Raw genomic sequence first — 20317 nt, forward strand, 5'->3', positions numbered from 1 at the left:
AGGAAAGTTGAGCGGCTCAGGCGCAAGGACGGCGCCGGCCCTCGGCTCCCAGACCAGCACCACCCCGTCAGCAACGCTAGGAGAGGCCTTCCATGGCACGAGCAGTCGGAATCGACCTCGGCACCACGAACTCCGTCGTCGCGGTCCTCGAGGGCGGCGAGCCCACCGTCATCGCCAACTCCGAGGGTGCGCGCACCACCCCCTCGGTCGTCGCGTTCGCCAAGAACGGCGAGGTCCTGGTCGGCCAGTCGGCCAAGAACCAGGCGGTCACCAACGTCGACCGCACGATCCGCAGCGTCAAGCGCGAGGTCGGCACCACCTGGAAGACCGGCGACATCGACGGCAAGCAGTACACCCCGCAGGAGATCAGCGCCCGGGTGCTGCAGAAGCTCAAGCGCGACGCCGAGACCTACCTCGGCGAGCCAGTGACCGAGGCCGTCATCACCGTCCCTGCCTACTTCGAGGACGCCCAGCGCCAGGCCACCAAGGAGGCGGGCGAGATCGCCGGCCTGAACGTGCTGCGCATCGTCAACGAGCCCACCGCCGCGGCCCTGGCCTACGGCCTGGACAAGGGCGAGACCGAGCAGACCATCCTGGTCTTCGACCTCGGTGGCGGCACCTTCGACGTCAGCCTGCTGGAGATCGGCGACGGCGTCATCGAGGTCAAGTCCACCGCGGGTGACAACAAGCTCGGTGGCGACGACTGGGACGAGCGGGTCGTCAAGCACCTCGTGCAGACCTTCAACGCCCAGTCCGGCATCGACCTGGCCAAGGACAAGCTGGCCATGCAGCGCCTGCGCGAGGCCGCCGAGAAGGCGAAGATCGAGCTGTCCGGTGCGCAGTCGACGAACGTGAACCTGCCCTACATCACCGCCGGTGCCGACGGCCCGATGCACCTGGACGTCACGATCACCCGCGCCGAGTTCCAGCGGCTGACCCAGGACCTGCTCGACCGCGCCAAGGCGCCGTTCAACCAGGCGATCCGCGACGCCGGCGTCAAGGTCGGCGACATCGACCACGTCGTCCTCGTCGGTGGCTCGACCCGGATGCCCGCCGTCAGTGAGCTGGTCCGCGAGCTGACCGGCGGCAAGGAGCCCAACAAGGGCGTCAACCCCGACGAGGTCGTCGCCGTGGGTGCCGCGCTGCAGGCCGGTGTGCTCCGCGGCGAGGTCAAGGACGTCCTGCTCCTCGACGTCACCCCGCTCTCCCTGGGCATCGAGACCAAGGGCGGGATCATGACCAAGCTCATCGAGCGCAACACCACGATCCCGACCAAGCGCTCGGAGATCTTCACGACGGCCGACGACAACCAGCCGAGCGTGCAGATCCAGGTCTTCCAGGGCGAGCGCGAGATGGCGTCCTACAACAAGAAGCTCGGCATGTTCGAGCTGACCGGTCTGCCGCCGGCGCCCCGCGGCGTCCCGCAGATCGAGGTCGCCTTCGACATCGACGCCAACGGCATCGTCCACGTCCACGCCAAGGACCTCGGCACGGGCAAGGAGCAGTCGATGACCATCACCGGCGGCTCGGCCCTCCCGAAGGACGACATCGCCCGGATGATGGCCGACGCCGAGGCGCACGCCGAGGAGGACAAGACGCGCCGAGACGAGGCCGAGACCCGCAACCTCGCCGAGTCGCTGCAGTACCAGACCGAGAAGTTCCTGGCCGAGAACGGCGACAAGATCCCGGCCGAGAAGAAGGAGGAGCTCGGCGAGGCGCTGACCGAGCTCCGCTCCTCCCTCGGTGGGTCGGACATCGCCGCGATCAAGACCGCGCAGGAGAAGGTCGCCCGGATCTCCCAGGAGGTCGGTGGGGCGCTCTACGCCCAGGCGCAGGCCGACGGTGCCGCCGGCGGTGCGGCAGGTGACGCCGGTTTCGACGGCGCCACCGACGCGACCGGGGCGACCTCGTCCGGTCCCGCCGGGGACGACGACGTCGTCGACGCCGAGATCGTGGACGACGAGTCCGACAAGCGCTGACCTCACCGTCGACGCGCAGCTGCACCGGCCCGGGTGACCGGGCCGGTGCACCTGGCGGGAGACGATGAGCCAGCAGGACGAGCAGGCGCCGCGGGTCGTCATCCGTGACGAGCGGCGCATCGACCCGACCAGCGGCACGGTCCGGGCACCGGCCGGTGACGAGCCGGCCGGTGCCACGCCGGAGCAGGGAGAGCAGATGAGCGAGCACGACAACGACACGAGCGGTTCCGGGAACGGAGCAGGCCCGGTCGTCGAACCACCGCTGACCGGTGGGATCGAGAGCGGGGCCGACGACGCCGCGCGGCAGCTGGCCGAGCGGACCGAGGACCTGCAGCGGGTCACCGCCGAGTACGCGAACTACCGGCGCCGGGTCGAGCGTGACCGGGTCCTCGTCGTCGACCAGGCAGCCGAGCGGTTCGCCGGCCAGCTGTTCCCGATCGTGGACGACATCGAGCGCGCCCGGGACCACGGCGACCTCAACGGAGCCTTCAAGGTCGTCGCCGACCGGGTGCTCGGGTTGCTCGACGGCCTCGGGGTCACCTCGTTCGGCAAGCCGGGCGACCCGTTCGACCCCGCGCTGCACGAGGCGGTGCTGCACGACACCTCCACGGAGGTGACCGAGCCGACCGCCACCACGGTGCTCCGGCCGGGCTTCCGGCGCGGGGACCGGGTGCTGCGCACCGCGATGGTCGGCGTGACCGAGCCGGAGGCCCCGGCCACCCCCGCTGCGGCAGCGGGTGCACCGGAGGTCGTGGACGCCGAGGTGGTCGACACCGCGGCGGACGCCGAGCAGCCGGGCTCCGGCCCGGCCGCCGGCTGAGCCCGACCCCCCGGCCGGTCCGGCCTCCGCACTCCGGAGGCCGGACCGGCCCGTCACCCGCCCAGCAGAGAGGAGGCGCCCGATGAGCAGCACCCGGGACTTCATCGAGAAGGACTACTACGCGGCCCTGGGCGTCGCCAAGGACGCCGACGCCGCGGCCATCAAGAAGGCCTACCGGCAGCTGGCCCGTGAGCTGCACCCCGACAAGAACCCGGGCAACAGCCAGGCCGAGACCCGCTTCAAGGAGGTCTCGGAGGCCTACGACGTCCTGTCCGACCCGAAGCGGCGGGCGGAGTACGACGACGCCCGCCGGCTGTTCGGTGCCGGCGGCTTCCGGCCGGGCGCCGGCGCGCCCGGCGGGTTCTCCGGTGGCTTCCCCGGCGGGGGCGGTGCCGGCGGCGGCCAGCCGTTCGACCTCGGCGATCTCTTCGGCGGCGCGTCCGGCGCACCGGGCGCCGGGGGGCGCGCCGGTGGGCTGGGCGACCTGTTCGGCGGGCTCTTCACCGGGGGCGGGGCGAACCCGGGCGGTGCCGCGCGTGGCCGCAGCCAGGCTGCCTCCGGCCCGGCGCGGGGTCAGGACGTGGAGACGGAGGCCACCCTCGCCTTCGACGAGGCCGTGCTCGGCGTGACCGTGCCGCTGCGGATGCAGAGCCCGGGCACCTGCCCGACCTGCGCCGGCAGCGGCGCCCGCCCGGGCACCAGCCCGCACACCTGCCCGGTCTGCAACGGCGCGGGCGTGACCAGCCGCAGCCAGGGCGCGTTCGCCTTCTCCGAGCCGTGCAAGGAGTGTCGCGGCACCGGGTCGGTGGTCGAGGACCCGTGCCCGGAGTGCAAGGGCGGCGGGGTCACCACCCAGACCCGCACCATCACCGTGCGCATCCCGGCCGGGGTCAAGGACGGGCAGCGCATCCGGCTGCCCGGCAAGGGAGCCCCCGGGCGTCGCGGTGGCCCGGCCGGCGACCTGTTCGTCGTCGTCCACGTCAGCGGCTCGGAGCTGTTCGGGCGCAGCGGCAACGACCTCACCCTGACCGTGCCGGTGTCCTTCGCCGAGGCGGCGCTGGGCACCACGCTCACCGTGCCCACCCTCGATGGCTCGGTGTCGCTGAAGATCCCGGCCGGCACGTCGAGCGGCCGCACCTTCCGGGTCCGCGGCCGGGGCGTGCCGGGCAAGTCCGTGACCGGCGACCTGCTGGTCACCGTGGAGGTCGCCGTCCCCAGTCGGTTGACCCCGGGTGCCCGGGAGGCGATCGAGAAGCTCGCCGCGGAGCTGCCCGACGACCCCCGACCGGAGGTCACGGCCGCGCTCCGGAACGGAGCGACGCGATGACGCTCCCCGACCCCGGGCGCGCCTTCGCCGAGGACGCCCCGGTCTTCGTCATCTCCGTCGCCGCCGAGCTGGCCGGCATGCACGCCCAGACGCTGCGCCAGTACGACCGGCTCGGCCTGGTCAGCCCCGGGCGCACGGCCGGCGGGGGCCGCCGGTACAGCCCTCGGGACGTGGCGCTGCTGCGCGAGGTGCAGCGGCTGAGCCAGGAGGACGGCGTCAACCTGGCCGGGATCAAGCGGATCATCGAGCTGGAGTCCCGGGTCGAGGCCCTCCAGGCCCGGGTCACCGAGCTGCTCGACGAGCTGGAGCTCTCCGAGGCCCACCGGATCGCGGCGGAGGCCGCGGTGTCGGCCGCCTACCGCCGCGACCTGGTGCCCCGCACGGCCAGCTCGGCACTGGTGGTGTGGCGGCCGGCGGGCCGGCAGTGACCGGCACCGGGAACGCCGGGTCCGCGCCGGACGTGGATACCGGTGTGACCGTCGACAGCGCAGCCCGCGCCATCCCGGAGGAGTCCGACGTGGAGCGCACCGCGCAGGACCCGCACGCCGCCTACGTCGCGCTCGAACGCGAGGTGGCCCTCCTGCTGCGCCGGGCGCGCGCGATCTCCGGTCGGCTGGGCGGCCAGCTGCACCAGGACCTGGACGGCGCCGCGTACGGCCTGCTCGTGCTGCTGGACGACGCCGGTCCGCTGCGGGCCAGTGACGTGGTCTCGCGGCTGGGGCTGGACAAGAGCACGGTCAGCCGCCAGGTGGCCTCGCTCGTCGACCTCGGCCTGGTCGACCGGGTCGCGGACCCCGACGACGGCCGCGCCCAGGTGCTGTCGACGTCCGAGGAGGGGCACCGGCGACTCAGCCGCCTCCGTGACGCCCGACGGGCGCGCTGGGAGGCCGACCTCGCCGACTGGGAGACCTCCGACGTCGCCACCCTGGCCCAGCTGCTGGGGCGGCTGAACCGGCTCGGCGAGGCCCACGAGGCCGAGGTCACCGGCCAGACCGAGTGACCGCCGAACGGCCCGCCCCTGCAGGGGCGGGCCGTTCGGTCAGTCCCCGTCCCGAGCCTGCGTGGGGTGAGGGGGACGGTCAGGCCTCGTTCCGAGGGTCGCCCCGAGCTTGCGAAGGGTGAGGAGAGCGGGGTCCTCCTAGTGCTGGGGCCCGAGGGTGGTGACCGGGAGGCCCCGGATCGAGGCGTCGATGACCTCGATGGTGTGCGCCAGGCCGATCCGCGTGCCCTGCCGCTCCAGCGAGGACGAGACCTGCATCAGGCACCCGGGGTTCGCGGTCACCAGCAGCTCGGCCCCGGTGCCGGCGATGTTGCGCGCCTTCCGGTCGCCGAGCTCGCGGGCGGGCTCGGGGTTGAGCACGTTCCAGATGCCGGCCGAGCCGCAGCAGACCTCGGCCTCGGCGATCTCCCGCAGCTGCAGGCCGGGGATCTCCCGCAGCAGGCTGCGCGGCTGGCTGCGGATGCCTTGGGCGTGCCCGAGGTGGCAGGCGTCGTGGTAGGCCACGGTCACTTCCAGCGGGTGCCGCGGGGCGACGCTGCCGAGCTCGGCGAGGAACTCCGAGACGTCCCGGACCTTGCCGGAGAAGGCCTTCGCCCGCTCGGCGTAGTCCGGGTCGTCGGCGAGGACGTCGGCGTACTCCTTCATGCTCGAGCCACAGCCGGCCGCGTTGACCACGACCGCGTCGACGCCGGCGGTCTCGAAGGCGTCGATCGTGGCCCGGGCGAAGGACTCCGCCTCCTCCTGCCGGCCGTTGTGCACCGACAGCGCCCCGCAGCAGCCCTGCCGGCGGGGGATGATCACGTCACAGCCCTCGGCGGCGAGCACCCGGGCGGTCGCGGCGTTCACGCCGGGGAAGAACTCGCCCTGCACGCAGCCGGTGAGCATGCCGACCACGGCCCGCCGGGCGCCGGTGGCCGGCACCCGCTCGGGCAGCTTCTCCCGCTTCTCCAGCACCGGCGCCAGGCCCTCCATGGCCGCCAGCTTCGGCGCGAGCCGGTCCAGCAGCCCGCTCTTGCGCACCACGCTCGGCAGCCCGCTCGCCTGGTAGGCCCGCAGCGGCCCGCGCAGCGCCCGCAGCCGCTTCTTGTACGGGAACAGCGCGAAGATCGCCGCACGCATCGCCCGGTCGCCCGGGCTGCGGGTGTGGTGCCGCTCCACCTGGACGCGGGTGGCCTCGATGAGCTTGTCGTACTGGACGCCGGAGGGGCAGGCGGTCACGCAGGCCATGCAGCCCAGGCAGGCGTCGAAGTGCTGCACCATCGTGTCGCTGAGCGGCGCCCCCTGCAGCCCGGCCTTCATCAGGTCGATCCGGCCACGCGGGGAGTCCATCTCCTCGCCCCACAGCGTGTACGTGGGGCAGGTGGGCAGGCAGAACCCGCAGTGCACGCAGTCGCTGATCAGCTCCGCCGAGGGCGGGTGGTCCTCGTCGAAGGCCGACCGCACGGTCGGGGTGCCCACGGGCACCGGGCCGGCGCTGAGGGCGTCGGCCTTGCGCGGGTCGCTCTGCGGCTCGTCGGAACGGGCGCGGGTGGACTCGACCATCAGATGCCTCCGACGAACCGGCCGGGCGCCAGGCGGCGCTCGGGGTCGAACTGTTCCTTCACGCGGCGCATCAGGTCGATCGCCGGCACCGGGCCCCACGTGTCGACCGCCGCCTTGACCGCCGGGGGGCCGTCGACGACGACCAGCGCGCCGCCGTGCTCGGTGCAGACCGACCGGGTGCGGGCGACCACGTCGGCCACCGCCTCCACCGACGCGTCGGCTCCGAGGGCGGCGTAGAGCACGCCGGCCCCGCCGGAGCCGCGGACCGTGAGGGCTGCCCCGGCGTCCTCCGCGGCCCGGCGGACGGCGGTGAGGACCGGCGCCAGGCCGGACAGCGCGCAGGTGAGCTTCAGGCCGGTCGACCCGGGCTCGTCGGTCCACGGCAGCACGCCCCAGCCGGGCGGTGCGGCTTCGGCGGCGTCCGTGCCGGCGCCCAGCAGCCGGCGGGTGGTGGTGGTCCGGGCCTCGACGCCGGCCGGGGTGCCCTCCAGCAGGACCCCGACCGTGCCGGCGCCGTCGACGCGCCACTCCACCTCCACGGCGGCCGGCACGACCTGCGCGTGCACCACCGACTGGACCAGCCGCGAGGCGTCCTCGGGGGTGCCGAACGGCACGGAGACGAAGCGTCGGGCGGCCGGCACCGGGTGCAGCCGGAAGACGGCCTGGGTGACGACGACCAGGGTGCCGAACGAGCCGATGACCAGCTTGCCCAGGTCGTAGCCGGCCACGTTCTTCACGACCCGGCCACCGGCCTTGGCGACCACGCCGTCGGCGCGGACCACGGTGACGCCGATCAGCAGGTCGCGGGCCGTGCCGACGGCGACCCGGCCGGGGCCGCTGGCGTTGGTCGCGAGCATGCCGCCGACGGTGCCGCCGGCGACCGGCTCGTCCAGCGCGAGCCGCTGGCCGGCCGAGCCGACGGTCTGCTGGACGTCGGAGAGCAGCGCGCCGGCCTGGGTGTCGACGATCAGGTCACCGGCGGCGTGGTCGAGCACCTGGTCCATCCGGCTCAGGTCCAGCACCACGTCGGCGGACTCCGGCGGCCGGCCCCAGCTGAGCTTGGTGCCCCGGCCGCGGGGGACGACGGTGAGCCCGGCGGCCGCGGCGGCGCGCAGCACGGCGGCGGTCTCCTCCGTGGACTCGGGCCGGGCGACGAGGCCGGCGGGCACCCCGTCGACGGCGTCGGCCGGGGTGGCGTCGGTGACGTCGGAGCAGGCGTCGGAGAGGCGGGTGCGGGCGGTGTCGAGGTCGATCGTGGTCATCAGAACGCGTCCGCCAGTCCGGCCTCGACCAGCGGGTGTGCCCTCTTCCGCTTGCCGGGCACCTCGCCGCACAGCCGCGGGGTGGGGAAGATCTTGCCGGGGTTGGAGATGTTGTCCGGGTCGAAGGCGCACCGGACGAGCTGCATGGTGTCCAGGTCGTCGTCGGTGAACATCTTCGGCATGTAGGCGGCCTTGTCCACGCCCACCCCGTGCTCGCCGGTGATCGCCCCGCCGTGGGTGATGCAGAGGTCCAGGATGGCACCGCTGACCTTCTCCGCGGCCTCGCTCGCGCCGTCCTTCTCCCCGTCGAAGAGCACCAGCGGGTGCAGGTTGCCGTCGCCGGCGTGGAAGACGTTGGCCACCCGGACCCCGGAGGACGACGACAGCTCGGCGATCGCCCGGAGCACCTCCGGGAGCGCGGTCCGCGGGATGACGCCGTCCTGGACGATGTAGTCGGGGCTGATCCGGCCGACCGCGGCGAAGGCGGACTTGCGGCCCCGCCAGATCAGCGCGCGCTCCATGGCATCGGTGGCCAGCCGCAGCTCGAAGGAGCCGTTCTCCTGGCAGAACCGCTCGACCAGGGCGTACTCGTGCTCGACCTCGGCCGCAGCGCCGTCGAGCTCGATGACCAGCACCGCGCCGGCGCCGTCCGGGTAGTTGCAGTGCACGGCCGCCTCGGCGGCCTCGATGGCCAGGGCGTCCATCATCTCGATCGCGGCAGGGAGGACGCCCGCGCTGATGATCGCCGAGGTGGCGGCACCGGCGTCGTCGGTGGTGTGGAACCCGACGAGCAGGGTGCGGACCTCCTCGGGCAACCGGACCAGCCGGACGGTGGCGGTGGTGGCGATGCCGAGGGTGCCCTCGGAGCCGACGACGGTGCCGAGCAGGTCGTAGCCGGGGGAGTCCGGCGCCAGCCCACCGAGGGAGACGACGTCGCCCTGCGGGGTGATCAGCTCGGTGCCGAGCACGTGGTTGCTGGTGAACCCGTACTTCAGGCAGTGCGCGCCGCCGGAGTTCTCGGCCAGGTTGCCGCCGATGGAGCAGATCTGCTGGCTGCTGGGGTCGGGAGCGTAGTAGTAGCCCTCGGGGGTGGCCGCCCGGGTGACGTCGAGGTTGATGACGCCGGGCTCCACGATCGCGCGCTGGTCGGCGCGGCGGATCTCGCGGATCGTGCGCATCCGGGAGGTGACCAGCAGGACGCCGTCGGCCCGGGGGAGCGCACCGCCGGAGAGCCCGGTGCCGGAGCCGCGGGCGACGAACGGGACGCCGTGCTCGGAGCAGGCCCGCACCACCGCAGCGAGCTGCTCGGTGGTCTCCGGGAGCACGACCAGCGCTGGGGTGACCCGGTAGTGGGCCAGGCCGTCGCACTCGTAGGTGCGCAGCTGGGTGGGGTCGGCGATCACGCCCGTCTCGGGCATGAGGGCCCGGGCCACCCGGCCCACGGCCGCGATGCCCGCGGCGTTGTCCCCGGTCTCACCGGTGGAGGAGGTCGCCTCAGGTGGGGTGTCGCCGAGGACCGGGCCGGCCGTCGTCTCGGTGCCGTGCGTGCCGCTCATGAGGTTCCGCCTTCGTCGCCGGACCTGCAGGTTCGTTCAGGGGTGGTGCGGTCCCCGCTGACCACCAGGATGGCCATCTTGGTGGTCAGCGGGGGTGTGACCTGGGAGGGGCAAAGATCGCGATCTTGGCCCCTCCCGTCGGAGATCAGGGCATGCGCTCGTAGGCCGGGACGGTGAGGAAGTCGTTGTACTCGTCGCTCAGGGCCATCTCGGTGAAGAGCGCACGGGCATCGTCCCACCGGCCGGAGGCGTACGCATCTCCCTTGGCCTCGGCGATGGCGGCCATCTCCTCCTCGATCACCCGCTGCACCAGTTCCTTGGTGACCTGCTGGCCGTCGCTGAGCCGGACGCCGTTGTGCAGCCACTGCCAGACCTGGCTGCGGCTGATCTCGGCGGTGGCGGCGTCCTCCATCAGGCCGTTGATGCCGGCGGCACCGGAACCGCGCAGCCAGGACTCCACGTACTGGATGCCGACGCTGACGTTGGCCCGCAGCCCGCCCTCGGTGGCCTCACCGGGGGTGGACTTGACGTCGAGCAGGTCGGCCGCGGTGACGTGCACGTCCTCGCGCAGCTTGTCCAGCTGGTTGGGCCGGTCGCCGAGCACCTTGTCGAAGGCGTCCATCGCCGTCTGCACCATGCCGGGGTGGGCCACCCAGGAGCCGTCGAAGCCGTCGTTGGCCTCGCGGGTCTTGTCCTCGGTGATCTTGTTGTAGGCGAACTCGTTCTTCGCCGGGTCCTTGCTCGGGATGAACGCGGACATGCCGCCCATCGCGTGGGCGCCGCGCTTGTGGCAGGTGCGCACCAGCAGCTCGGTGTAGGCCCGCATGAACGGCACGGTCATGCCCACCGAGTTGCGGTCCGGGAGGGTGAAGTCGTCGCCACGGGTGCGGAAGGTCTTGATGACGCTGAACATGTAGTCCCAGCGGCCGGCGTTGAGGCCGGAGGAGTGCTCGCGCAGCTCGTAGAGGATCTCCTCCATCTCGAAGGCCGCGGGGTAGGTCTCGATCAGGCAGGTGGCCCGGATGGTGCCGCGCGGGATGCCCAGGTGGTCCTGCCCGAGGACGAAGGCGTCGTTCCACAGCCGCGCCTCGAGGTGGCTCTCCATCTTCGGCAGGTAGAAGTACGGCCCCTGGCCGCGGTCGATCTGCTTCTGCCCGCAGGCGGACAGGTAGAGCGCGAAGTCGACCAGGCTGCCCGAGGTCTGCTCACCGTCGACGGTGATGTGCTTCTCCGGCAGGTGCCAGCCGCGCGGGCGCACGATGATCGTCGGCAGCTCGTCGTCCGGCTTGAGCTCGTAGGACTTGCCCTGCGGGCTGGTGAAGTCGATGGTGCGGTCGATCGAGTCCATCAGGTTGAGCGGGCCGTTGACGACGTTCTCCCAGAGCGGGGAGTTGGCGTCCTCCTGGTCGGCCAGCCAGCACTTGGCGCCGGAGTTGAGCGCGTTGATCGTCATCTTCCGGTCGGTCGGCCCGGTCATCTCCACCCGGCGGTCGACCAGGCCGGGAGCCGGCTCGGCCACCCGCCAGGAGTCGTCCTCGCGGATGGCGGCCGTCTCGGGCAGGAAGTCCAGCGTGCCGCCGTCCGCGAGCGCCTGGACCCGCTCCGTGCGCGCCCGCAGCCGCTCCAGCCGGCGGCCGTTGAGCTCGCGGTGCAGGAGCGCGATGAGCCCCAGGGCCTGAGGCGTCAGGACCTCGTCGAACCGCGGGCCCATCGGGCCGGTGATCTCCACGCCGTCGACCGTGCTCATTGCTCTCCCCTGGGTTCGGTGCCGTCCGGCGACCGTGCCGAGGCGTTCCCCGGGCCGGCGGGACAGGCCGTGCATGTGGTGTCACCTTCCGAGAAGCGGAAGGTTCCATCTGTGATGCGGAAAACGTATCCTCGGTCACCAACGGGGTCAAGACGATCTCGGGTGCTCCGGCGCCCGGCGGCCGTCCGGCTCTGGGCGCTCGGGGGACGAGGACGGTGGTGGACCTCGGGCGCACGGGACGACGGAGGAGTGGCATGGCCGAGACCAGCGGCACGATCGGCGGTTCCGACGGGGGTGTGCAGTCCCTGGAGCGGGCGTTCCTCCTCTTGGAGCTGATGGCCGAGGACGGCGGCGAGGTGGCGCTGTCCCGGCTCGCGGTGGACAGCGGCCTGCCCCTGTCCACCATCCACCGCCTGGTCCGCACCCTGGTCGCCCGCGGGTACGTGCGCCAGCTCCCCTCCCGGCGCTACGTGCTGGGTCCCCGGCTGATCCACCTGGGCGAGAGCTCCTCGCGGACCCTGGGCACCTGGGCCCGGCCGCACCTGAACGACCTGGTCGACTCCACCGGGGAGACGGCGAACCTGGCGATGCTCGACGGCGACCGGGTGGTCTACGTCGCCCAGGTGCCCTCCAAGCACTCGATGCGGATGTTCACCGAGGTCGGCCGCCGGGTGCACCTGCACTGCACCGGGGTGGGCAAGGCGCTGCTCTCCCAGCTGCCCCCCGGGACCGCCCGCGACCTCCTGGAGCGGGGCGGGATGCCGCGCCGCACCGCCAAGACCATCACCGACCCCGACGAGCTGCTCGCGCTGCTGCCGCAGATCGCCGAGCAGGGCTACGTGCTGGACGACGGCGAGCAGGAGATCGGGGTGCGCTGCATCGCCGTGCCGGTACCCGGCGGTCCGGCGCAGACCGCGATCTCGGTCTCCGGCCCGGAGGGGCGGGTGCCGATGGACAGCGTGCCGCAGATCGTGGCGCTGCTGCAGCAGGCCGCGGCCGGGCTCGCCGCCGAGCTGCGCGACGACAGTGCCCGCGCGCTCAGCGGCCGGTCCAGCTGACCTGTCCACGGTCGACGAAGGCCCGCACGCCGGCCCGGAAGTCCGCACTGCCGAACACCTCCCGCACCAGGTCGTCACCGTCCGGCAGGCCTGCCCGGCGCAGCCGGGCCACCGCCTGACCGGCGGCCTTCATGCTCAGTGGCGCGTGCCCGAGCAGCGTCTCGACGAGCGCGGCCAGCGCCGGGTCGAGCTCCCCGTCGGGCACCACCTCGCCGACGAAGCCGGCCGCGGCCGCGTCGGCGGCGGACAGCAGCTTCGCGCGCAGCAGCATGTCCAGCGTGCGGCCCGGGCCCAGGTGGTGCACCAGCAGCGAGTAGGTGTTCATCGACAGGCAGTTGCCCAGCGTGCGGGCGATCGGGACGCCGAACCGGGACGACGCCGTCGCCACCCTCAGGTCGCAGGCGGCGGCCAGGGCGAGCCCGCCGCCGACACAGGACCCCTCGACCGCGGCGACGGTCGGCACGGTGACGTCCTCGAGCCGGTTGACCACCCGCTCGATCCGGGCCTCGTAGGCGATCCCGTCGTCCCCGCTGGTGGACTCCCCCTCACCGAACGTCAGGAACTGGGCGATGTCGGTGCCGGCGACGAAGGCCCGGCCGCCGGCGCCACGCAGCACCAGCACCCGTACCGACTCCTCCGCATCGGCCCGGGCGCAGGCCTCCTCGAGCCCCTCGTACATCGCGAAGGTCATCGCGTTGCGGGCCTCGGGGCGGTTGAACAGCACGGTGAGCACCGCGCCGTCCTGGGTGACCTCGAGCTCGCTCATGTGTCGTCCTCTCGACTGGATGGGATGACGGCGTCGACGACCTCGGCCGGGACGCCGTACCGGGTGAGCACCGCTCGGGTGTCGGCGCCCAGCGGGGGGCCGGCGACGCCGCGGACGGCGGGGGTGCGGGAGAACCGCATCGGCGAGCCGATCTGCCGCACCGGCCCGAGGGTCGGGTGCGGGGCGTCCCAGAAGAAGCCCCGCGCGTTCAGGTGCTCGTCGGTGAACACCTCGCCGTAGTCGTTGATCGGGGCGCAGGGCACCCCGGCGGCCCCCAGGGCAGTGAGCAGGTCGGCGGTGGTGCGGGTCCGGGTGCGGCTCTCCACGACGTCCAGCAGCTCGCCGCGGCGGGCGTGCCGGCGGCTGGCGTCGGCGTAGCCGGGGTCGGCGAGCTCGTCGGCCATGTCCAGCGTGGCGCACAGCCCGGCCCAGGTGTTCGGGGTGTTCGCGCCGATGGTCACCCAGCCGTCGGCGGTCTGGAACGCCTGGTACGGCGCCTGGCTCTGGTGCGCCGAGCCCAGCGGCCCGCCCACCTCACCGGTGGCGAACCACTTGCCGGCCTCCCACACCGCGAGGCTGACCCCGGCCTCGAACAGCGAGACGTCGATGGACTGGCCGACGCCGGTGCGGTCCCGCTCGCGCAGCGCCGCGGTGACCGCGAGCGCCAGGTAGAGGCCGCAGACCAGGTCGCAGACCGGGACGCCGACCTTGACCGGCTCGCCACCCGGGGTGCCGGTGATGCTCATGATCCCGCTGCGCGCCTGGGCCATGATGTCGAGCCCGGGCAGCGGGGCGAGCGGCCCGTCCTGGCCCCAGCCGGACCCGGAGGCGTGCACCACCCGCGGGTTGACCGCCCAGATCGCGGCCGCGTCCAGCCCCAGCCGGGCCATCGCGCCGGGGCGCAGGTTCTCGATGACGACGTCCGCGACGGCGACCAGCTCGAGGAACGCCTGCTTGCCGGCGGCGGACTTCAGGTCCAGCGCGACGGACTCCTTGTTCCGGTTCAGCCGCAGGTAGGGCGAGCTCTCACCGTCCACGAACGGCCCGCTGGCCCGGACCGGGTCACCCGACCGGGGGTCCTCCACCTTGACCACCCGGGCGCCCAGGTCGGCGAGCTGCATCGCGGCGTACGGCGCCGCCATGAAGACGCCGACCTCGAGCACGGTGATGCCGGTCAGGGGCGGCTGGTCGGGCGGTGCGGGTGTGCTCACGTCTGCCTCCGCGGGTGGTGGTCTCGTCGTGGTCTGGATGTCCGGGTCCGGACGTGACCGCGCCCCGGCGGCTGGGTGCCGACCGGGGCGCGGGTGGTGCGGGGTGCTGCTCAGCGCCAGCAGGTCACAGCCAGCCGGGCACGATCAGGACCAGCCAGGTGATCGGCGGGATGAGCGCGACCATCGAGAAGCCCCAGACGGTCAGGTTCTTGAACGTCCGCTCCCGCTCGGCCTCGGTGGCGTTGGCGACGACGAGTGCCCCGCTGGTGGAGAACGGGCTGGAGTCGACGATCGAGGAGGACATCGCCAGTGCGGTGATCAGGCCGATCGCCCCGATCGCGTTGTCGCCCTGGAGGAAGGGCACGGCCAGCGGGATCAGCGCACCGAGGATGCCGGTGGTGGAGGCGAAGGCCGAGACGACGGCGCCGATGTAGCAGATCAGCAGCGCGGCGATCAACGGGAGGCCGAGCTGGGCGACGTTGTCCCCGAGCCAGCCGGGAACGTCCTGGTCCTGCATCAGCCCGACGAAGGTGACGATGCCGCAGATCAGCAGCACGGTCGGCCAGGCGATCTGGCCGACGGCGCCCTTGGCGCCGCGGGGGGCGATGACCGACAGGATGACGCCGACGGTGATCGCCATCAGGCCGATGTCCAGGTCGAGGGGGAGCAGCGACCCGACGACCAGGACGACGAGCCCGACCAGCGTCAGCGCGCGGTCCCGGTCGAGCGTGGTGACCGGGTCGGGCGCGTTGTCGACGGCCAGCGCGGTGGTCTGCAGCGCCTTCTGGTCGGCGCGGTCCTCGACGTGGGAGTGCTGGTGGCCCGGCTCGCCGTGCCGCGCCTCGGTGACCCGGCCGCCGGAGACCGCCGCACCGGCGGTGCCGGTGCTGCCGACCGCCACGCCGCGGGCAGGGCCGCCGGGGATGTCCTCGCCGGTGTCCTCGGTGGCGTCCCCGGCGACGGAGGCCGCCACGAAGTCGTCGTCGCGCTTGTCGGTCAGGTCGACCCGCCCGCCGCCGAGCAGCTTGCGGCCGCCGAAGAGGAAGAAGACGGCGATGGAGAGCAGGATGTTGATGACGATCGAGGCGCCCCAGAGGAACAGCGGGCTGCCCTCCAGCCCGTTCTCTTCGACCACGGTGTTCGTGATCACACCGAAGATCGACAGCGGCGAGAACCCGCCGGCGGTGGCGCCGTTGATGATGAACAGGCCCATCAGCACCGGGTTGATCTGGTAGCGCCGCGCGAAGGACATGCCGACCGGGGCGATGATCGCCACCACCGCCGGCACGACGCCGCCGATGGCGGTGAGCACGCCGGTGACGGCGAACATCGCCCACGGGATGGCCGCGAGCCGGCCGCCGGACGCGGTGACCGCTGCGTGCACCAGCCAGTCGACGGTGCCGTTGTTCTTGGCGATGGCGAACAGGTACGTCACCCCGACCAGGACGACGAACAACGACCCGGGGAAGAAGCCGAAGACCGCGTCGTCGTACGTCGGGTCGCCGCCGGTGCCGTAGATGAAGTAGCCGGCGATGAACGCCGCCACCAGGGCCAACGCACCCATGTGCACGGGCAGCACCGTGGCGATCAGGAAGACCACCAGCAAGATCGAGATCAAGACGAGCTGTACGGACACCGGCGTCCCCAGGGTTGGTCGAGGCGGGTGTGTCACCCGCCGGTCAAGCGCTTCCGCGATGCGGAACCGCCTTTTCGCTAGCGGGGATTAGAAGGTCTGCTGCCCGTCAGTGTCAAGGGTCACAGGACGTCCGAGATGTCTCTACGTCAATCCGCCTGCCGGTAGTAGCCTCCCGCATGGTGGACTTCCGGCGACGAGCCGGCGGTCCGGACGAGACACTCATGGAGGCACGGGCATGTCAGTGACGACGACGACCGGCGGGCGCCACTTCCTGCAGATCCCGGGGCCGACCAACGTGCCCGACCGGGTGCTGCGGGCGATGTCCGCCCCGACCATCGACCACCGCGGCCCGGAGTTCGCCGCTCTCGGCCTGGAGGTCCTCGAGGCCGTCAAGCCGGTCTTCGGCACCACCCAGCCGGTCGTCATCTACCCCGCCTCGGGCACCGGGGCCTGGGAGGCGGCGCTCACCAACACGCTCTCGCCCGGGGACAAGGTGCTGGCCTTCGAGACCGGCCACTTCGCCACCCTCTGGCAGGACATGGCGACCCGGCTGGGCCTGGAGGTCGAGTTCGTGCCGGGCGACTGGCGGCACGGCGCCGACCCGGCCGCGGCCCAGGAGCGGCTCGCCGCCGACACCGGGCACGAGATCAAGGCCGTCATGGTGGTCCACAACGAGACCTCCACCGGCGTGACCAGCCGGATCCCGGAGGTACGGAAGGCCATCGACGCCGCCGAGCACCCCGCCCTGCTGCTGGTCGACACCATCTCCTCGCTGGGCAGCATCGACTACCGGCACGACGAGTGGGGCGTCGACGTCACCGTCGCCGGGTCGCAGAAGGGGCTCATGCTGCCGCCGGGGCTGAGCTTCAACGCGGTCAGCGACAAGGCGCTGCAGGCGTCGAAGACCGCCGGCCTGCCCCGGTCGTTCTGGGACTGGCAGCCGATCCTGGCTGCCAACGAGCGCGGCTTCTTCCCGTACACGCCGGCCACCAACCTGCTGTACGCGCTCAAGGTCGCGCTGGAGATGCTGGACGACGAGGGTCTGGCCAACGTCTACGCCCGGCACACCCGGCACGCCGAGGCCACCCGGGCCGCCGTCCGGGGCTGGGGCCTGGAGGTGCTGGCGCTCGACGAGCGCGAGTACTCCGGCTCGCTGACCGCGATCTACATGCCGGACGGCGGCGCCGACGCCGTCCGGGCGACGATCCTGCGGGAGTACGACATGTCACTGGGCGCCGGGCTGGGCAAGCTGGCCGACAAGGTGTTCCGGATCGGGCACCTGGGCCACTTCAACGACCTGACCCTGGTGGGCACGTTGGGTGGCGTGCAGATGGGCCTGGTCCGCAGCGGCGTGGACATCGACCCGAACGGCATCCAGGCCGCCCTCGAGCGCCTGCAGCAGGCATGACAGCGGCCCCGGAGCGCCCCCGTGTGGGGGTGGCGGACCTCGAGCAGGAGCTGACCCGGGCGCTGGACGGCGAGGTCGCCTTCGACGACTACACCCGGCACATCTTCAGCCAGGACGCCTCGATGTACACGATGACGCCGGTCGGGGTCGCCTACCCGGCGCACACCGCCGACGTGGTCGCCGCCGTGCGGCTGGCCCGCGAGGCCGGCATCCCGGTGCTCGCCCGCGGGGCGGGCACCAGCCTGGCCGGGCAGACCGTCGGCCCGGGGCTGGTGCTGGACCTCTCCCGGCACATGCACCGGATCACCGAGCTCGACCCGGAGGGCCGCAGCGCCCGGGTGGAGCCCGGCGTCGTGCAGGACGACCTCAACCGGGCCGCCGCCGCGGCCGGACTGATGTTCGGGCCGGACACCTCGACGTCCAACCGCGCCACCATCGGCGGGATGATCGGCAACAACTCCGCCGGCAGCGGCTCGGTGCGCTTCGGCATGACCATCGACCACGTCCAGGAGGTCGACGTCGTCCTGGCCGACGGCTCGACGGCCACCTTCGGGGTCGTGGACGAGGCCGAGCGGGCCCGCCGCGCCCAAGGGGACACGCTGGAGGCGGAGATCTACCGCCGGCTGCCCGAGCTGGTCGCGGCGAACGCGGAGGCGATCGCCACCGGGTTCCCGTCGTTCTGGCGGCGGGCCGGTGGCTACCGGCTGGACCGGCTGGCCGAGGGGCAGCCCTTCGACCTGGCCAAGTTCCTGGTCGGCTCCGAGGGCACGCTGGCGATCATCACCTCCGCCCGGGTCGGGCTGGTGCCCAAGCCGTCCAAGCAGGTCTTCGCAGTGGGCCACTTCGAGACCGTGCAGGCGGCGATCAACGCCACCGAGGACGCTCTCTCGGTCGACCCGGCGCAGGTGGAGCTGCTGGACCGCACGATCCTGGACCTCTCCCGGCAGAAGATCGAGTACGCCGGGCTGGGCAAGATCCTGCAGGGCGACCCGGAGGCGCTGCTGTTCGTCTCCTTCACCGGGGACGACGAGGCGCAGCTGGTCGAGTCGATGGACGCGCTCATCGAGCTGTGGGAGCGCAACGGCCACGGCTACCACACCCTGCGGGCGGTCACCCCGGCCCAGCAGGGCGCCCTGCTCAAGGTCCGCAAGTCCGCCCTGGGCCTGCTGATGGCCAACTCGGTGGGCGCTCGCCGGCCGCTGGCGTTCGTCGAGGACACCGCCGTCGACCCCAAGCACCTGGCCGCGTACACCGCCCGCTTCCGCGACGTGCTGGACCGGCACGGGCTCGAGGCGGGGTTCTACGGCCACTGCTCGGTGGGCTGTCTGCACATCCGCCCGTTCGTCGACCTCTCCCAGCCGGGGCAGGTCGAGGTGATGCGCTCGGTCGCCGTCGAGGTCAAGGACCTCGTGCGCGAGTACGGCGGGGTGAACTCCAGCGAGCACGGTGACGGGCTGGCACGCAGCGAGTTCAACCGCGAGCTCTTCGGCGACGACCTCTACGAGGCCATGCGCCAGGTCAAGGGGATCTTCGACCCGCAGGGCACGCTGAACCCCGGCAAGATCGTCGACTCCCCGGCGATGACCGAGCACCTGCGGGACGAGAACCCGCCGCAGCCCGGCCCGCTGCGCACCCGCCTGCAGTTCGACGTCGTCGGTGGGATGTTCGGCGCCGCCGACCGCTGCATGAACATCGGCCTGTGCCGCAAGTCCACGACCGGGGCGATGTGCCCGTCCTACATCGCCACCCGGATGGAGGAGCACTCCACCCGTGGCCGCGCCGGCGCGCTGGTCAAGGCGCTCAGCGAGGGCGACCCGCACACCGCGCTGGCGGACGAGCGGCTGCACGAGGTGCTCGACCTGTGCCTGATGTGCAAGGCCTGCAAGAGCGAGTGCCCGCTGGGCGTCGACGTCTCGGCGATGAAGAGCGAGGCGCTGGCGGCCAAGCACGACGTGCACGGCACCCCGCTGCGGTCGCGGGCGTTCGGTGCGATCCGGACGCTCAACCGACTGGGCTCGGCGACCGCACCGCTGTCGAACCTGCCGCTGAAGATCAAGCCGCTGCGGGCGCTGATGGACTCCCGCCTCGGCATCGCCCGTCAGCGGGACCTGCCGGTCTTCCACCGGACGACGCTGATGCGCTGGTTCAAGCGGCACGAGGCACCGGCGGCGCTGACCCAGCAGCCGGTCACGATGCTGGCCGACTCGTTCACCAGCTACACCGAGCCGGGCATCGGTCAGGCCGTGGTGCGGCTGCTGGAGGCGGCGGGCCACCCGGTGCGGCTGGAGAGCAAGGGCTGCTGCGGCCGCGCGAGCATCTCCAAGGGCCTGCTGGACGACGCCCGGGGCAAGGCGCAGAAGCTGGCGGCGAACCTCTGCGAGGGCTCGGAGCCCGGTTCGCCGATCGTGGGCTGCGAGCCATCCTGCATCCTCACGCTCCGCGCCGAGCACGTGGAGCTGCTGCCCGACGACCCGAACGTCCGGGACGTCGCGGCGCGGGTGCAGCTGCCAGAGGAGCTGCTGGTCGAGGCGATCGACTCCGGCCGGCTGCGGCTGCGCGAGGACAGCTGGCTGGCTGGCCGGACCGTGGTCTTCCACGGCCACTGCCACCAGAAGGCCGAGGCCGGGACGGCGGCCACCGTGGCGCTGCTGTCGCGGATCCCCGGGGTCACGGTGCAGGAGCTGGACGCCGGCTGCTGCGGCATGGCCGGGTCGTTCGGCTTCGAGTCCGAGCACTACGACATCTCCCTGCAGGTGGGGGAGGACCGGCTGTTCCCCGCCGTCCGGGCCGCCGCGCCCGACGCGGTCATCGCCGCGACCGGGGTCTCCTGCCGTCAGCAGATCTTCCACGGCACCCAGCGCACCGCCTGGCACCCGGCGGAGCTGGTCCTGGAGGCGCTCTCCCTCTGACGGTGGGCAGCGTGGATCAGGTGCCCTGATCCAACGCTGTCCCCCCGCACCAACGCTGCTGTGGGGGGACAGCCGGTGATCAGGGGACCTGATCAC

Annotated in this window: 15 protein-coding genes; 8 read left to right on the forward strand and 7 right to left on the reverse strand. The window is 72.8% G+C overall.

Translation table 11 applies throughout. The features are described 5' to 3' along the window. Positions 1–92: 92 nt before the first annotated feature. From dnaK to O2W20_RS03065, 5 genes are all read left to right on the forward strand, one after another. On the forward strand, positions 93–1979 hold the full coding sequence (dnaK, locus tag O2W20_RS03045) for a molecular chaperone DnaK (protein WP_269170277.1): 1887 nt from the start codon (positions 93–95) through the stop codon (positions 1977–1979). A gap of 64 nt (positions 1980–2043) precedes the next feature. Further along, a complete protein-coding gene (gene grpE, locus O2W20_RS03050; RefSeq protein WP_269170278.1) occupies positions 2044–2799 on the forward strand; it encodes a nucleotide exchange factor GrpE in 756 nt (251 codons plus the stop codon). Between the two features lie 82 nt (positions 2800–2881). Further along, positions 2882–4126, forward strand: coding sequence for a molecular chaperone DnaJ (dnaJ, locus tag O2W20_RS03055; RefSeq protein ID WP_269170279.1), 1245 nt, complete (start codon positions 2882–2884; stop codon positions 4124–4126). Further along, positions 4123–4554 carry a heat shock protein transcriptional repressor HspR gene (locus O2W20_RS03060; RefSeq protein ID WP_269170280.1) on the forward strand — a complete coding sequence of 144 codons (432 nt, stop codon included), beginning with the start codon at positions 4123–4125 and terminating at the stop codon, positions 4552–4554. Before dnaJ ends, O2W20_RS03060 begins: the two co-directional genes overlap by 4 nt. Positions 4555–4598: 44 nt before the next feature. Next, on the forward strand, positions 4599–5126 hold the full coding sequence (locus tag O2W20_RS03065) for a MarR family winged helix-turn-helix transcriptional regulator (RefSeq protein ID WP_269170281.1): 528 nt from the start codon (positions 4599–4601) through the stop codon (positions 5124–5126). A 138-nt stretch (positions 5127–5264) separates the two neighbouring features. On the opposite strand, the gene O2W20_RS03070 is transcribed toward O2W20_RS03065, so the two are convergent. The 4 genes from O2W20_RS03070 to aceB all read right to left on the reverse strand — a co-directional run bounded on the left by O2W20_RS03070 (position 5265) and on the right by aceB (position 11233). Further along, the gene (locus tag O2W20_RS03070) at positions 5265–6668 is read right to left on the reverse strand and encodes a (Fe-S)-binding protein (RefSeq protein WP_269170282.1); all 1404 of its coding nucleotides are present in this window, start codon (positions 6666–6668) and stop codon (positions 5265–5267) included. Beyond that, positions 6668–7930, reverse strand: coding sequence for an FAD-binding oxidoreductase (locus O2W20_RS03075; RefSeq protein ID WP_269170283.1), 1263 nt, complete (start codon positions 7928–7930; stop codon positions 6668–6670). The genes O2W20_RS03070 and O2W20_RS03075 overlap by 1 nt, the downstream gene beginning before the upstream one ends. Continuing rightward, entirely contained in the window at positions 7930–9486 is a 1557-nt protein-coding gene (locus tag O2W20_RS03080) for an FAD-linked oxidase C-terminal domain-containing protein (protein ID WP_269170284.1), read from the reverse strand. The genes O2W20_RS03075 and O2W20_RS03080 overlap by 1 nt, the downstream gene beginning before the upstream one ends. A 145-nt stretch (positions 9487–9631) precedes the next feature. Further along, positions 9632–11233 (reverse strand): malate synthase A, encoded by a 1602-nt coding sequence (gene aceB / locus O2W20_RS03085; RefSeq protein ID WP_269170285.1) that lies wholly within the window; start codon positions 11231–11233, stop codon positions 9632–9634. Positions 11234–11487: 254 nt separating this feature from the next. On the opposite strand from aceB, the gene O2W20_RS03090 reads away from it, so the two are divergent. Then, positions 11488–12291: an IclR family transcriptional regulator gene (locus tag O2W20_RS03090; RefSeq protein WP_269170286.1), complete on the forward strand. Its 804-nt coding sequence runs from the start codon at positions 11488–11490 to the stop codon at positions 12289–12291. Here O2W20_RS03090 and O2W20_RS03095 read toward each other — a convergent pair. From O2W20_RS03095 to O2W20_RS03105, 3 genes are all read right to left on the reverse strand, one after another. Next, positions 12272–13057 carry an enoyl-CoA hydratase/isomerase family protein gene (locus O2W20_RS03095; RefSeq protein WP_269170287.1) on the reverse strand — a complete coding sequence of 262 codons (786 nt, stop codon included), beginning with the start codon at positions 13055–13057 and terminating at the stop codon, positions 12272–12274. The genes O2W20_RS03090 and O2W20_RS03095 overlap by 20 nt on opposite strands. Next, positions 13054–14268 carry a CaiB/BaiF CoA transferase family protein gene (locus O2W20_RS03100; RefSeq protein WP_269170288.1) on the reverse strand — a complete coding sequence of 405 codons (1215 nt, stop codon included), beginning with the start codon at positions 14266–14268 and terminating at the stop codon, positions 13054–13056. Before O2W20_RS03100 ends, O2W20_RS03095 begins: the two co-directional genes overlap by 4 nt. A 124-nt stretch (positions 14269–14392) precedes the next feature. Next, a complete protein-coding gene (locus O2W20_RS03105; RefSeq protein WP_269170289.1) occupies positions 14393–15904 on the reverse strand; it encodes an SLC13 family permease in 1512 nt (503 codons plus the stop codon). A 235-nt stretch (positions 15905–16139) separates the two neighbouring features. Here O2W20_RS03105 and O2W20_RS03110 point away from each other — a divergent pair, with 235 nt between their 5' ends. Together O2W20_RS03110 and O2W20_RS03115 are read left to right on the forward strand one after the other, a co-directional pair. After that, complete coding sequence (locus O2W20_RS03110; protein ID WP_269170290.1) at positions 16140–17312, forward strand: pyridoxal-phosphate-dependent aminotransferase family protein; 1173 nt, start codon at positions 16140–16142, stop codon at positions 17310–17312. After that, positions 17309–20221, forward strand: coding sequence for an FAD-binding and (Fe-S)-binding domain-containing protein (locus tag O2W20_RS03115; RefSeq protein WP_269185486.1), 2913 nt, complete (start codon positions 17309–17311; stop codon positions 20219–20221). The genes O2W20_RS03110 and O2W20_RS03115 overlap by 4 nt, the downstream gene beginning before the upstream one ends. The last annotated feature ends 96 nt before the right edge of the window (positions 20222–20317 follow it).

Source organism: Modestobacter sp. VKM Ac-2982 (genome assembly GCF_026967935.1).
Lineage (GTDB): Bacteria > Actinomycetota > Actinomycetes > Mycobacteriales > Geodermatophilaceae > Modestobacter.

Excerpts from the sequence above, each read along its gene's own strand:
- aceB (WP_269170285.1), bottom strand. The coding sequence starts at position 11,233 with ATGAGCACGGTCGACGGCGTGGAGATCACCGGCCCGATGGGCCCGCGG.
- O2W20_RS03075 (WP_269170283.1), bottom strand. The coding sequence starts at position 7,930 with ATGACCACGATCGACCTCGACACCGCCCGCACCCGCCTCTCCGACGCC.
- O2W20_RS03110 (WP_269170290.1), top strand. The coding sequence starts at position 16,140 with ATGTCAGTGACGACGACGACCGGCGGGCGCCACTTCCTGCAGATCCCG.
- grpE (WP_269170278.1), top strand. The coding sequence starts at position 2,044 with ATGAGCCAGCAGGACGAGCAGGCGCCGCGGGTCGTCATCCGTGACGAG.
- dnaK (WP_269170277.1), top strand. The coding sequence starts at position 93 with ATGGCACGAGCAGTCGGAATCGACCTCGGCACCACGAACTCCGTCGTC.
- O2W20_RS03080 (WP_269170284.1), bottom strand. The coding sequence starts at position 9,486 with ATGAGCGGCACGCACGGCACCGAGACGACGGCCGGCCCGGTCCTCGGC.
- O2W20_RS03090 (WP_269170286.1), top strand. The coding sequence starts at position 11,488 with ATGGCCGAGACCAGCGGCACGATCGGCGGTTCCGACGGGGGTGTGCAG.
- O2W20_RS03060 (WP_269170280.1), top strand. The coding sequence starts at position 4,123 with ATGACGCTCCCCGACCCCGGGCGCGCCTTCGCCGAGGACGCCCCGGTC.
- O2W20_RS03070 (WP_269170282.1), bottom strand. The coding sequence starts at position 6,668 with ATGGTCGAGTCCACCCGCGCCCGTTCCGACGAGCCGCAGAGCGACCCG.
- O2W20_RS03115 (WP_269185486.1), top strand. The coding sequence starts at position 17,309 with ATGACAGCGGCCCCGGAGCGCCCCCGTGTGGGGGTGGCGGACCTCGAG.
- O2W20_RS03095 (WP_269170287.1), bottom strand. The coding sequence starts at position 13,057 with ATGAGCGAGCTCGAGGTCACCCAGGACGGCGCGGTGCTCACCGTGCTG.
- dnaJ (WP_269170279.1), top strand. The coding sequence starts at position 2,882 with ATGAGCAGCACCCGGGACTTCATCGAGAAGGACTACTACGCGGCCCTG.